Source organism: Amycolatopsis sp. NPDC006125, assembly GCF_040614195.1.
In the GTDB taxonomy this organism is placed as follows: domain Bacteria; phylum Actinomycetota; class Actinomycetes; order Mycobacteriales; family Pseudonocardiaceae; genus Amycolatopsis_E; species Amycolatopsis_E tucumanensis.
This window is the reverse complement of sequence record NZ_JBEXTZ010000106.1, coordinates 15,761-27,244: the sequence shown is the minus strand read 5'-3', so window position 1 is coordinate 27,244 and position 11,484 is coordinate 15,761. Positions and strand designations below refer to the sequence as shown.

14 protein-coding genes are annotated in these 11,484 nt (G+C 71.9%); 7 read left to right on the top strand and 7 right to left on the bottom strand.

The window, feature by feature from the left end; genetic code table 11:
* Positions 1 to 590: LysR family substrate-binding domain-containing protein (locus ABZ193_RS36235; protein ID WP_354713064.1), on the top strand; the 590-nt coding region annotated here is incomplete at its 5' end.
* On the opposite strand, the gene ABZ193_RS36230 is transcribed toward ABZ193_RS36235, so the two are convergent.
* The 6 genes from ABZ193_RS36230 to ABZ193_RS36205 all read right to left on the bottom strand — a co-directional run bounded on the left by ABZ193_RS36230 (position 591) and on the right by ABZ193_RS36205 (position 5,656).
* Positions 591 to 2,204: a cytosine permease gene (locus tag ABZ193_RS36230; RefSeq protein ID WP_354713062.1), complete on the bottom strand. Its 1,614-nt coding sequence runs from the start codon at positions 2,202 to 2,204 to the stop codon at positions 591 to 593.
* A 206-nt stretch (positions 2,205 to 2,410) separates the two neighbouring features.
* The gene (locus ABZ193_RS36225; RefSeq protein WP_237339411.1) at positions 2,411 to 3,652 is read right to left on the bottom strand and encodes an FAD-dependent oxidoreductase; all 1,242 of its coding nucleotides are present in this window, start codon (positions 3,650 to 3,652) and stop codon (positions 2,411 to 2,413) included.
* Positions 3,645 to 3,863, bottom strand: a complete 219-nt coding sequence (locus tag ABZ193_RS36220) for a ferredoxin (RefSeq protein WP_020422406.1) — start codon at positions 3,861 to 3,863, stop codon at positions 3,645 to 3,647. The genes ABZ193_RS36225 and ABZ193_RS36220 overlap by 8 nt, the downstream gene beginning before the upstream one ends.
* Positions 3,860 to 4,432, bottom strand: coding sequence for a ferric reductase-like transmembrane domain-containing protein (locus tag ABZ193_RS36215; RefSeq protein WP_354713067.1), 573 nt, complete (start codon positions 4,430 to 4,432; stop codon positions 3,860 to 3,862). The genes ABZ193_RS36220 and ABZ193_RS36215 overlap by 4 nt, the downstream gene beginning before the upstream one ends.
* Before the next feature lie 14 nt (positions 4,433 to 4,446).
* Positions 4,447 to 5,082 (bottom strand): DUF4142 domain-containing protein, encoded by a 636-nt coding sequence (locus tag ABZ193_RS36210; RefSeq protein WP_354713060.1) that lies wholly within the window; start codon positions 5,080 to 5,082, stop codon positions 4,447 to 4,449.
* Between the two features lie 58 nt (positions 5,083 to 5,140).
* The gene (locus ABZ193_RS36205; protein WP_354713058.1) at positions 5,141 to 5,656 is read right to left on the bottom strand and encodes a hypothetical protein; all 516 of its coding nucleotides are present in this window, start codon (positions 5,654 to 5,656) and stop codon (positions 5,141 to 5,143) included.
* Between the two features lie 170 nt (positions 5,657 to 5,826).
* On the opposite strand from ABZ193_RS36205, the gene ABZ193_RS36200 reads away from it, so the two are divergent.
* The 6 genes from ABZ193_RS36200 (at position 5,827) to ABZ193_RS36175 (ending at position 10,848) form a co-directional block, all read left to right on the top strand.
* Positions 5,827 to 6,378: a sigma-70 family RNA polymerase sigma factor gene (locus tag ABZ193_RS36200; protein ID WP_354713057.1), complete on the top strand. Its 552-nt coding sequence runs from the start codon at positions 5,827 to 5,829 to the stop codon at positions 6,376 to 6,378.
* Between the two features lie 5 nt (positions 6,379 to 6,383).
* Positions 6,384 to 7,073, top strand: coding sequence for a zf-HC2 domain-containing protein (locus ABZ193_RS36195; protein WP_354713055.1), 690 nt, complete (start codon positions 6,384 to 6,386; stop codon positions 7,071 to 7,073).
* A 165-nt stretch (positions 7,074 to 7,238) separates the two neighbouring features.
* Positions 7,239 to 8,648 carry a DUF1996 domain-containing protein gene (locus tag ABZ193_RS36190; RefSeq protein WP_354713054.1) on the top strand — a complete coding sequence of 470 codons (1,410 nt, stop codon included), beginning with the start codon at positions 7,239 to 7,241 and terminating at the stop codon, positions 8,646 to 8,648.
* Between the two features lie 75 nt (positions 8,649 to 8,723).
* A complete protein-coding gene (locus ABZ193_RS36185) occupies positions 8,724 to 9,602 on the top strand; it encodes an SCO0930 family lipoprotein (RefSeq protein ID WP_354713052.1) in 879 nt (292 codons plus the stop codon).
* A gap of 23 nt (positions 9,603 to 9,625) precedes the next feature.
* Positions 9,626 to 10,177 carry a sigma-70 family RNA polymerase sigma factor gene (locus ABZ193_RS36180; RefSeq protein WP_354713050.1) on the top strand — a complete coding sequence of 184 codons (552 nt, stop codon included), beginning with the start codon at positions 9,626 to 9,628 and terminating at the stop codon, positions 10,175 to 10,177.
* A complete protein-coding gene (locus ABZ193_RS36175; RefSeq protein WP_354713048.1) occupies positions 10,174 to 10,848 on the top strand; it encodes an anti-sigma factor in 675 nt (224 codons plus the stop codon). The genes ABZ193_RS36180 and ABZ193_RS36175 overlap by 4 nt, the downstream gene beginning before the upstream one ends.
* A 178-nt stretch (positions 10,849 to 11,026) precedes the next feature.
* Here the strand turns inward: ABZ193_RS36175 and ABZ193_RS36170 are convergent, their stop codons facing one another.
* Positions 11,027 to 11,446 (bottom strand): hypothetical protein, encoded by a 420-nt coding sequence (locus ABZ193_RS36170; protein WP_020422396.1) that lies wholly within the window; start codon positions 11,444 to 11,446, stop codon positions 11,027 to 11,029.
* Positions 11,447 to 11,484: the final 38 nt, after the last annotated feature.

Sequence of the window (11,484 nt, the reverse complement as noted above, 5' to 3'; positions counted from 1 at the left end):
GCCCGGCGGGTCGCGGCCACCGCCCCCGCCGGGCGTACGGCGCGGCGCGGGGTGCGCGGCGGCTGGTGCTCGGGTTCGCGCCAGGGCTCACCGTCTCGCCCGCGGTCCGGGCGTTCGCGCAGGCGCACCCGGGCGTCGAGGTCGAGCTGCTGCACCTCAACTGGTTCGAGCAGGCCGAGGCGATGCGTGACGGCCGCGCCGACGTCGGGTACCTGCGACAGCCGTTCGACCGCGCCGGCCTGAAGACCCTCCGCGTCGGCAGCGAGCCGAAGGTCGTGTGCCTGCCCGCCGCGCACCCGCTGGCCGCGCGGCGACGCGTCCGGCACGCCGACCTCGACGGCGAACACGTCATCGACGCGCAGACCAGGCGGATCAGCACGATCGAGGAGAAGCTGGAGCTCGTCGCGGCCGGTCTCGGCATCACGATGATCCCGCGCAGCGTGGCGCGCTACTACTCGCGGCCGGACGTGGTCCACCGGACCATCAGCGACGCCGAGGAGTTCGAAATCTGCCTCGCCGTCGCCGACGGGCACCGGCGCCCGCACCTGGAGGACTTCGTCGCGATCGCGGCGCGGGCCCTGTCCGGTTGACTATGCGGGCAGCACGTGCGTGCCCGTGCGGTCGGTGCTCAGGCACAGCGAGCAGATCGTGCCGCCGGCCGCGCTCGCCGTCATGTCCGGGCGCTCGTAGGGCTCGCCGCACACCACGCAGTCGTAGCGGGTGCCGCTCGGGTTGCCGTCGGCGTCCAGCAGCGGCTCGGTGATGCCGTCGTCCGTGCGGCGCAGGTAGTACCGGCCGCGGGTCAGGATCGCCACCAGCGGGGTCAGCACCACCGCGATCACCACCGCAACCAGCGGCGAGTACGGCTGTATCGCGTTCCCGAACAGTCCGAAGTAGACCGCGATGGACAGTGCCGACGAGGCCACGAAGGACACCACTCCGACCGGGTTGACCGCGTAGAGCATCCCGCGCCGGAACTCCGGCTGCTTCGGCGACAGCTTGAGCAGGTACTTGTTGACCCCGATGTCGGTGGCGACCGTGACGACCCAGGCCATCGCGCAGTTGGAGTAGAAGCTGAGCACGTTGTTGAGGAAGCTGAACATGTTCGCCTCCATCAGGACCAGCGCGATCGCGAGGTTGACCAGCACGAAGACCAGGCGCCCCGGGTAGTGCTTGGTGACACGGGTGAACGAGTTCGTCCACGCCAGCGACCCGGAGTAGGCGTTGGTGACGTTGATCTTCACCTGGCTGAGCACGACCAGCACGAGCGCCAGCGGGACGACCAGCCACGGCGGCAGCATCTGCTTGAACACGCCGGTGAACTGCTCGATCGGCTCGACCGCGGCCGCCGCGCCGACGGCGTCGAGGACGTAGACCGCCATGAACACGCCGATCGCCTGCTTGACCGCGCCGAACAGCACCCAGCCAGGCCCGGCCAGCACGACCGACGTCCACCAGGCGCGCCGGTTCTCGGCCGTGCGCGGCGGCATGAAGCGCAGGTAGTCGATCTGCTCGCCGATCTGCCCCATCAGCGACAGGCACACGCCCGCGCCGAGCATCACCGCCGCCGTGCTCAGGCCGGAACCGCCGGTGCCTTCGTGGGACAGCCAGCGCGACACCGAATCCGGGTCCTGGACGATGAGGAACACCAGCGGGGCGACCATCAGCAGCAGCCACAGCGGGTTGGTCCAGCTCTGCAGCTTCGCAAGCGCTTTCATGCCGTAGATCACGAGCGGGATGATGACCAAAGTGGACACCAGGTACCCCAGCCACAGCGGCAGGCCCAGCGCGTAGCGGAGGCCTTGCGCCATGATCGAGCCCTCGGTGGCGAAGAAGATGAACGTGAAGCTGGCGAAGATGACGCTGGTGATGACCGAGCCGTAGTAGCCGAAGCCGGAGCCGCGGGTGATGAGGTCGAGGTCGATGTTGTAGCGCGCGCCGTAGTAGGCCAGCGGGAAGCCGGTGACGAAGATGACGACCGCCGCCACGCCGATCGCGAGCAGGGCGTTGCCGGTGCCGTGGGTCAGGCCGATGCCCGCGCCGATCGAGAAGTCGGCCATGTAGGCGATGCCGCCGAGCGCCGAGGCGCCGACGACCGCCGGCGTCCACCGCCGGTAGGTCCGCGGCGCGAAGCGGAGGGTGTAGTCCTCCAGGGTTTCCTTGGTGGCCTGGCGCTGAACCGGTGGAGCCGTCGTCGCATCCATGACCGGCGACGCTAGGAAGCCGCTGTTGCCAACGGTTTGTCCCCCGGTGACGGCCAGGTTTCCCCGTGTTACCCGGCGATCCGCGGGTGCCTCCGGCGGAGCACCGGAGGCACCCGCAGCCGTTGGCCCGGCGGTGGCCGTTCCGTGGGGGAGTGCGGCAGCCGCTGACGCACCGACAGCCGTTTCGTGAAGGAGTCCGGCGCCCGTCAGCCCACCGACAGCCACTCCGCCGGGGAGTCCGGCACTCGCTCGGTGTCGGCGGGTTCGGGCGCCGGAACCGTCGCCGGTGCAGGCAGCCGGCGGTGCAGTTCCGCGGTCCAGTTCAGCATCGCCCGCGGGCGGTCCCACCCGGCGGCCCCGACGAGCTTCCCGCCGCGCACGAAACCCGTCACGCCCTGGGCGAGCTGCACCGTGTCGTCCGCCAGCGCGGGCATGCCGACCATTTGCAGCCGCGCGTCGTAGAGGCTCGACCACGCCCGCGGCATCGGCGTGAACGGCTGCGCGGCACGGCGGCCCGCCATCAGGTTCTCCGCCGCCGCGCGACCGGATTCCACCGCGTTGAGCCAGTGCTCGACCCGCCGCGGCACCTCGTCGAACCGCAGGTTGGGCCAGCACGCGACGTCCCCGGCGACCACGACGTCGTCCGCGTCGACGGCGAACAGCGTCGACTCGCACAGCACCCCGTCCTCGATCACCAGCCCGGAACCGCGCAGCCAGTCGACCGCGGGCACGCTGCCGATCGCCAGGATCACGCAACTGGCCACGACCAGCTTGTTGTTGGTCAGGTGCAGCCCGAACGCGTCCTTCGTCTCGATCCAGTGCCGCACCTCCGACCGCATCGCCAGGCTCGCGCGGTGCTTCAACTGGATGTCGGTGACCGCCTCGGCGATACGTGTGCCGAACCGGTGCAGCGGCGCCCGCGCGTGCCCGACCAGCGTCACGTCGCGGCCCATCTGCCGCATGCTCGCGGCGAACTCGCACCCGATCAGCCCGCTGCCGATCACCACGGCCGGCTTGTTGCTGGCCGCCAGCGCCTTCCGCACCGCGGCCGCGTCCTCGACCGTGCGCAGCACCCGCACCCGCGGATCGTGCCGCGGCGAACCGGGCAGGTGCCGCGGCACCACGCCGGTCGCGATGACCAGCCCGTCGTACCACAGCTCCTCGCCGCCGGGCAGGTGCACGACGCGCTGCAGCGTGTCCAGGTGCGTCGCGCGGGTGCCGAGCCGCCAGTGCGCGTCAAGGTCGGTGTAGGTCTGCAACGTCGCGTCCGCCGGGCGGACCGTGCCCATCATCAGCTGCTTGGACACCATCGGCCGGTGGTAGGGCTTGCGCGCCTCGTCGCCGACGATCACCAGTTCGCCGTCGAAACCCAGTTCCCGCAACCGTTCCGCGGCACGCAGCCCGGCCACGCCCGCGCCCACGATCACGATCCGGTCGCCGTCACTCATCGGAGATCCCCTTGATCTGGATGGCCTGCATGGGGCAGCTGCGGGCGGCGGCGACCGCGGGCTCCCAGTCCTCGTCCGTCAGCCGGCTCCGGTACCGCAGCCGGCCGTTGCGCTCCAGTTCGAACAGTCCCGGCGCCTCCCACTGGCAGGTGCCGAACAGCTCGCACCGCTCGTTGTTCACGCTCACGCGTGGTCCCTTGCGCAGCTTCACACCAGCTCCTCGACCAGCCCGATGCGCTCCAGGACCCGCGACGGCAGGAACCGCAGCACGGCCAGCGTCACCGTGGGCACCAGCAGCGTGATCCCGCCGAGCCACAGCAGCGCGAGGTGCCCGTTGGCGATGGCGCCGAAGAACGAGTGCAACGCGGTCAGCGCGACCGCGGGGTAGGCCAGCCGGTGCACCCACAGCCAGCGCCGGTAGGCGGTGTAGCGCTGGAGGCCCGCGGTGAGCGCGACGGCGAGCATCAGCTCGATGCCGATGATGCCGAAGCTGTGCCGCGCCAGCCCGGTCAGCGGCACGGTCAGCTGCGCCACGGTGAACGCGCCGCTGGTCAGGAACAGGAACGACAGGGCGTGGATCGCGCCGAAGGCCAGCGCCAGCGTGGCCAGCGCGATGTGCCCGCTGCGCAGCGCTTTCCGGCCGGTGATGTTGCGGACCCAGCCGGTCGCGGTCAGCACGCCCCAGCACAGCGTCAGGCACATGAACGCGTACGCCAGCCGCGCGGAGAAGGCCGCGACACCGCGCAAACCGGTGTCGGCCGTCTGCTGCGCGAGCGGCATCAGGGACTCGAGTGTCACGTCTTGTCTCCAGCTTTCAGTCGTCTGGCGGGGTGGCGGATCAGCCACAGCACGAGCACCGTCGCTCCGCACAGCAGCGCGGCCAGCACGACGGTGGTGATGACGTCGGTGGCCGCCAGGTCGAGGGCCGCGCCAGCGGAGGCGGACGCCGTGCCGGATTGCGGCTGGGGCAGCTGCGTGTAGTCGACGAGGCCGGTGCTCTCCAGCAGCGTGATGTGCCGGAGCACCACCTGGTTCGCGGCGGCGGCGAACGCGCGGATCTCGTCGTCGCGGGTGTTCGCGCGCACCTGCGCGATGACGCCGAACACCACGCCGTGCGCCGCGCGCAGCCGGTTGACGAAGACCCGCTCGAAGTCGGCGGCCGTCGGCGCGTCGCGCATCTCCACGAGCCAGCGCTGCTGGTCGGCCGTCGGCTGGTCGGGCAGGATCACGCCGCGCCGCTGGGCCAGGTCGCGCACCTGCACGTCGAGCCGCCCGTGGTCGACCATCAACGTCATGCCGACGTCCTTCACGTGCTCGTCGCGGGCGCGGGTGCGGGCCCAGTCGCCCGCGGGCATCTCCCACAGCCCGGCCTGCCGGACGCGGATCAGCAGATCGCGGTCGGCGGCGCTCAATTCGGTCTGCGCGGTCACATTCCGTGGTACGGCCAATTGGACGAACAACACGACCACGATCAGGGTCAGGAATCGTCTAGAGGCCGAACGCATCAGTTCGTCCCGGATCGCTCGCGGCCTGCACTTTGTTCCCGTCCGGGGTGACCGGGAACCACGCGTCGCCCGATCCCATCCCGCCCGTTTCGCCGGGCATTTCGTCGGGCCGGTAGCGGTACAGCGGGTGCCCGGCGAGCGTCACCTGGTCCGTGCCGTCGGCCCGGGTGAGGGATCCGACGAGCGCCGGGTCGATGCCGTGCAACTGCTGCGCCGCGGTCGCGGGCACGGGCTGCCACGTCCGGGTGCACGCGCTGTCACACGCGGACCGCGGCGGGGCGGTGGTGTCCTTGTCGTAGCGGTACAAGGTGAATCCCGCGCCGTCGACCACGATGCGGCCGAGGTCGAAGGCGCGCACGGCGTTGAGCGCCGGTGCGGCCTCCGCCGCGGGAACGGACTGTGGCGGCAGCGGCGCGGGGGAGCCGGTGTCGCACGCGGTGATCACCGCGAGGACCACGCAACCGGTGGCCAGCGGTGTCAGCGCAGGGGATCGGGGCACGTCGGGACGCCTTCCTGGAATCCACAGTGGACGGAAAAGGTCCGGGTCGCGGGGGATCGGCCCGGGAACTGTCAGCGGGGTATACGACGGCGGCGCGGAAGCGGTTCAAAGAATTTTTCCGCGAATTTCGCACTGGACTCCGCGACCGGAATACCGCAAAGATGTCCGCCGTGGGACGCCACAGCCGAATTCTCCGCACCGTGGTCGAGCCGGTGCCCGACGCGGGCCAGGACGACGACCTGGCCACCGCCCTCTACCGGGAGTTCGGCCGCCCCCTGCTCGCGTTCGTGATCACCCTGACCGGGGGTGACCGTCTGTGGGCCGAGGACGTCGTGCAGGAGACCCTGATCAGGGCCTGGCGCAACGCAGACAAGCTCGACCGGGAGCCGGAGATGCTGCGGGCGTGGCTGCACACCGTGGCCCGCCGCATCGTGATCGACGGCTGGCGCAGCCGCCGCGCGCGGCCCCAGGAGGTCGAGGAGCCCGACGCGAACTCCGTCGGGGTGCCGGACGAATCGGACAGGACCCTGGCCGCGATGATGCTGCACGAAGCACTGCAGACCCTGTCCGCGGAGCACCGGGAGGCGGTCCTGCAGACCTACCTGCACGGCCGCACGGTCAACGAGGCGGCCGAGACGCTCGGTGTGCCGCCGGGGACCGTGAAGTCCCGGATCTACCACGCCGTGCGGGCGTTGCGCCGCTCGCTGCGGGAGCGGGGGTGAGCGGCATGCGCAAACCGGCGCACACCGACATCGCCGCCTACGTCCTCGGCGTGCTCGACGACGCCGACAACGCGGCGTTCGAGGCGCACCTGCTGGACTGCCCGAACTGCCAGCTCGACCTCCTGGAGATGCACGAGCTGCCGGACCTGCTCGACGAGATCCGCCGCTACTGGCCGGAACCGCCGGTTCCCGCGCCGCGGGTGCTGGCGCCGATGCTCGACGAGGTCGCCGCGATCCGCCGCCGCCGCACCCTGGTGCGCCGGGTGCTGGCCGTCGCGGCTCTGCTGCTGATCATCGCCGGGCCGCTGGTGACGCTGGCCGTCGTCCCGTCGCAGGCCCCGGCGCCGGTTGCGGCCAGTACACCGCCACCCCCGCCGCCACCGTCGTCGCCGGGCGCGAGCCGGTTCACCGGCAGTGAGACCGGCCAGGCGCTGCGCACCGAGGTGCTGGTGATGCCGACCAGCTGGGGCGCCGCGGTACGGCTCGACCTGACCGGCGTCGCCGGCCCGCTGCGCTGCCACCTCGTCGCCGTCGACTGGAGCGGGCACGAGGAGACCGTCGCGAGCTGGACGGTGCCCGCCGGCGCGGTGGACCCGTTGCTCATCTCCGGCGGCACCGCGTTCGGTCCAGGGGACATCGAAAAGTTCCAGATCCGCACCGAGTCCGGCGCGGTGCTCGCCAGCATCGAGCGCTGAGCAGTCATTATAACGACGCGATAACGCGCGGATCGCGTTTTGAACTCGGCGGGCGCGACGTACGTATCCCCCTGTGACGGGCTCGGGGGAGCCGTTTCGTCCCAATCCCACGCCACAACCCGGCGCGCGCGTGCGCCGCCGGGCTGATTCGAGGTGAGCACATCCATGGCTCGAAACGAAGGCCGGCACCGCGTCGCACGCCGGACCAAGATCGCGACCCTCGCGGTCGGACTGGCGCTCGCGGCCGCGGGCGTCACCGTCGCCACCACCGCGGGCGACACCGGTCAGGCCGGCGCCGACGAGGTCGACCCGGCGTTCTTCGTCGACATCACCACGGTCGCCCCGAACGTGACCGAGGTGCGGCCGAACCGCCGCGCCTCCACCGGCACGTTCACGGTCGACTGCGGCCGCAACGAGAACGGCCACTACAACCCCGACAACTTCATCGCGCAGCCGGGCGTGCGCAACGGCGCCCAGCACCTGCACGACTACGTCGGCAACCTCTCCACCAACGCCGACTCCACCAACGAGAGCCTGCTGCGCGCCGGGACCACCTGCCGCAACGGGGACAAGTCCGCCTACTTCTGGCCGGTGGTGCGGATCGACCGCGAGGACGCCGAGGAGGCCAACCCGCCCGAGGACGAGGCCGAGCTCGACGCCCAGCGCGCCGAGGCCGAGCAGACCGAGGACGTCGCGCAGGTCGAGTGCCCGGACGTGGCCAGTCAGCTCGCCGAGGTCCCCGAGCACGCGATGTCGACCGTGGACACCGAGCTGGACGCGCTGGACCAGCAGGAGGCGGCCGCCGACGAGCGGATCGCGGCCGACCCCGCCGCCGAGGCGGCTGTACTGGAACCCTTGCGGCAACAGCGATCGGCGAGCCTGGACCGCATCAGCCAGGCGACCGGGCAGCCCGTCGACCCCGCACAGGCCACCTGCGCGGTCGAGGACGCCCAGCGGCAGGGAATCCCCAACGGCGACGAGAACAGCGACGGCGACGACGCCGAACAGCCGCCTGCCGACGACAACAGCGAGATAGGCGGCAACGACGGGGAGATTCAGCTGCCCGAGTCGGTGAACATCACCTTCCGCGGCAGCCCGGTGGGCCCGGTGCGGGCCATGCCGAAGTTCCTGCGCGTGCTCTACGGCGACGCCAAGCAGGGCACGAACGGTCCGCGCAACGCCCGCGCCAGCTGGACGTGCACCGGGTTCGAGGACCGGCTCATCGACAAGTACCCGATCTGCCCGGAAGGCAGCAAGGTCGAGCGCATCCACGACTTCCCGAGCTGCTGGGACGGCCGCAACATCGACAGCGCCAACCACCGCGACCACATCGTCTTCCCCGAGGCGAACGGCCGGTGCAAGCGCGGGTTCGTGGCCGTGCCGCAGCTGCGCATCACGCTGGTCTACGACATCCCGCGCGACGTCCAGGTCGCCGGGCAGTACAAAGTGGACTCCTTCCCCGAGGAGAGCCACAACCCGCGGTCCGACCACGACGACTTCGCCAACGTGATGTCGCAACGGATCATGAACCGCCTCGTGTGGTGCATCAACCGCGACCGCACCTGCAGCGAGTGAAAGAAGTCTGAACCGCCCGGCGGCGGCGGACGTGTGCATTGCGCCGGAAGCAAATTCGCCGAGAAGGAGACGACCATGACCGCGCGCATCGTCCTGCCCGCCGCCGCACTCGCCGGACTCGCCCTGCTCACCGCGTGCGGGCAGGGCGAGCCCGGCCCGGCCGCCGGCCCGGTCGCGATCCAGCAGGCGGCCGCCGTCCAGCCGGCCGTCGGGCTGGTCGCGTCCGACGTCGACGGGCTCGGCCCGGTCCTCACCGATTCCAACGGCCTGACCCTCTACCGCTTCGACCGCGACACCGCGCGGCCGCCCAAGTCGGCCTGCGCAGGCGAATGCGCCACCACCTGGCCGCCGGTGATCGCGACCGGCGCGGTGGACGTGCGCGGGGTCGACGCGAAGCTCGTCGGCACGGTCGCGCGCGCCGACGGCACCCAGCAGGTCACGGTCAACGGCTGGCCGGTCTACCGCTACGCCAAGGACACCGTGGCCGGCGAGGCCAAGGGCCAGGGCGTCGGCGGCACCTGGGCGGCCATCACGCCGACCGGGGCGAAGGCCGCCACCCCGGAGACCGCGATCCGCACCACGAACATCCCCGGCCTGGACACCGTCCTCACCGACGGCGACGGCCGCACGATCTACCTGTTCACCAAGGACGGCAAGAACCCGCCGAAGACCACGTGCGAGGGCCAGTGCGCCACCACCTGGCCCCCGGTCGTGGCGCGCGGGGAGACCCGCATCGAAGGCGTCGACCCGGAGCTGGTCGGCACGGTCACCCGGCCGGACGGGACCGAGCAGGTCACTGTCGGCGGCTGGCCGGTCTACACCTACGCCCAGGACACCGCGCCCGGCCAGGCGAACGGCCACACCGTCGGCGGCACCTGGTTCGCCATCGAGACCAACGGCTGCAAGGTCGCCGCGGAGAAGAAACCACTCGCGGCCGCGCCGAGCAGTTACTGATCCCCAGCGAGGAGTGAGTGCGGATGCCGGTGCTACGCGCCGCGAAACGGACGGCGGTCGCCGACGAGGCCCTGATCCGGACGCTGTACGAGGAGCACGGGCGGGCGCTGCTCGCCTACGCCGCCCGGCTCACCGGCGACCACGCCGCGGCCGAGGACGCCGTGCAGGAAACCCTGGTGCGGGCGTGGCGGCATCCGGAGACCCTCGTCAACGGCAAGGGTTCGGTGCGCGGCTGGCTGCTGACGGTGGCGCGCAACATCATCACCGACCGGTTCCGCGCGAAGGCCGCCCGGCCGGCGGAGGTCGCGGAGGCACCCGCGGCGCCGCCGGTCGCGGCCGACCACTCCGACGCCGTGCTGAACTCGATAGTCGTGCTCGACGCGATGGACCGGCTGTCGCCGGAGCACCGGGACGTGCTGACCGAGATCTACTTCCGCGGCCGCAGCGTCGCCGAGGCGGCGGCGACCCTCGGGGTCCCGCCGGGCACGGTGAAGTCGCGGTCGTACTACGCGCTCAGAGCGATGCGCCAGACGTTCGGCGGCCGCGGGGCCGCGGTCGGAGAGGTGGCCGGATGACGATCCACGATCCCGGAGCGCTCGCCGCCTACCTGCTCGAAGCGCTCGAGCACGAGGAGATGCGAGCGATGCAGCGGCACCTGAACTCCTGCCGTCGTTGCCAGGCCGAGGTGGCGTCCCTGCGGATGGCGCGGGCGGCGCTGGAGGTCGTCCCGCCGGAGGCGATGCTGGACGGGCCGCCCGACGGCGGGGACCTGCTGCTGCAGCGCACGCTCGGCCAGGTCCGCCGCGAACGCGACTCGCGGGTGCGGCGAAACCGGCTGGTGGCCGGGGTGGCGGCGGTCGCGGTGGCGGTCGCGCTGGGCGCCGGCGGCGTGGTGCTGGGCCGGACGACGGCGCCGCCTACGGTGACCGCGCAGGAGCCGGGCACGCGAACGGTGTCCGGCACGGACGCGGCGACCGGCGCGACGATGTCCGTGGCGGTCCGGCCTGCCGCCGGATGGGTCCGGCTGACGGCGTCCGTGGGCGGCATCCCGGCGGGCCAGAAGTGCCGGCTGGTGGTCGTCGCCCGCGACGGTTCGCGCGTCGAGGCGGGCAGCTGGCTGGTGTCCCCGGCGGGGGAGCGGGAGGGCACTTCGCTGGACGGCTTCGCTTTGGTGGCGCCCACCGAGGTGGCCGCGGTGGCGGTGGAAACCCTCGACGGGCGGCGGTTCGTGGAGGTGCCGCTCTAGATCAAAGCGCGGTGCCGCGATCGGTGCCGTTCCGCCGACCGCTCGGATGCAGCGCCCTCGCCGCGGCGCGCGCTGCGAACTCCCGGCTGGTCCGGCGCGCAGGCGCGGGCTTCCCGCCGAACGGTGTCCGGCCGATGTGCGCGGCGCGGCCAGCCGACCGCGACTGGCCCGCGGAAACTCAACCCGCCCGCGTGTAGACCAGTTCGAAGTCCAGTTCCCAGTCCCCGCCCGGATCCTGCTTCTCCCACGCGCCGTCGATCCGGTCGCCGTCCGCGGAGAACACCCCGGTGAACCGCTGCGCGAAATGCAATGGCGTGAAGTCCGCGGTCTCCCGCAGCAGCGTCCACCGCGCGCCGTCGAAGGTCATCGTGTACAGGCGGGCCACCCCGCGCGAGTCGAAGTAGTGCTGGGTGTACCCGCCGTCCCGCGCCGGGCCCACCAGCGACAGGCTGTCCGGCACCTCCGGCAGCGGCACCTCGGTGCGCTGCGCCAGGTACGTGCCGTCCAGGATCCACTCGAACACCGACCGCGCGGGCGGCGCGCCGGGGAACCCGACCTCGACCGTCCACTCGCCGACGAAGATCTCCAGACCGCTCATCCGGGCCACCCCCAGCCAGTCGCGAAGAGCCAGGATAC

Excerpts from the sequence above, each read along its gene's own strand:
- ABZ193_RS36230 (WP_354713062.1), bottom strand. The coding sequence starts at position 2,204 with ATGGATGCGACGACGGCTCCACCGGTTCAGCGCCAGGCCACCAAGGAA.
- ABZ193_RS36225 (WP_237339411.1), bottom strand. The coding sequence starts at position 3,652 with ATGAGTGACGGCGACCGGATCGTGATCGTGGGCGCGGGCGTGGCCGGG.
- ABZ193_RS36215 (WP_354713067.1), bottom strand. The coding sequence starts at position 4,432 with ATGCCGCTCGCGCAGCAGACGGCCGACACCGGTTTGCGCGGTGTCGCG.
- ABZ193_RS36195 (WP_354713055.1), top strand. The coding sequence starts at position 6,384 with ATGCGCAAACCGGCGCACACCGACATCGCCGCCTACGTCCTCGGCGTG.
- ABZ193_RS36190 (WP_354713054.1), top strand. The coding sequence starts at position 7,239 with ATGGCTCGAAACGAAGGCCGGCACCGCGTCGCACGCCGGACCAAGATC.
- ABZ193_RS36185 (WP_354713052.1), top strand. The coding sequence starts at position 8,724 with ATGACCGCGCGCATCGTCCTGCCCGCCGCCGCACTCGCCGGACTCGCC.
- ABZ193_RS36180 (WP_354713050.1), top strand. The coding sequence starts at position 9,626 with ATGCCGGTGCTACGCGCCGCGAAACGGACGGCGGTCGCCGACGAGGCC.
- ABZ193_RS36175 (WP_354713048.1), top strand. The coding sequence starts at position 10,174 with ATGACGATCCACGATCCCGGAGCGCTCGCCGCCTACCTGCTCGAAGCG.
- ABZ193_RS36170 (WP_020422396.1), bottom strand. The coding sequence starts at position 11,446 with ATGAGCGGTCTGGAGATCTTCGTCGGCGAGTGGACGGTCGAGGTCGGG.